Source organism: Streptococcus sp. HMSC071D03 (assembly GCF_001812125.1).
GTDB classification, from domain to species: domain Bacteria; phylum Bacillota; class Bacilli; order Lactobacillales; family Streptococcaceae; genus Streptococcus; species Streptococcus pseudopneumoniae_N.
Window position 1 is genome coordinate 1 of sequence record NZ_KV807752.1, and the last position, 231, is coordinate 231.

At 39.0% G+C, this 231-nt stretch carries 1 protein-coding gene; it reads right to left on the minus strand.

The features are described 5' to 3' along the window. On the minus strand, window positions 1-231 hold a 231-nt coding region (locus HMPREF2837_RS11430; RefSeq protein ID WP_186823203.1), incomplete at both ends, for a sialoglycan-binding domain-containing protein.

Here is a 231-nt window from a genome sequence, read left to right on the forward strand (position 1 = left end):
TTAGTATCTGTCGCATTGCCAGCTTGACCTAAATTACTTGTCTTATCCGTGAAGTTAATACTTGTACCATTAGCAGGAAGTTCAAGACGACCACCATTTGTAACTTCGAAATTACCTGATGGTGCTACTGCTTGAGCATTGTCGTGAACCTTAATCTTATCCAAGCGACCACTGTTATCAGTTAAGTTCACATCAACGCTAAACTCTTCTTCACGATAAACGATAATCTTA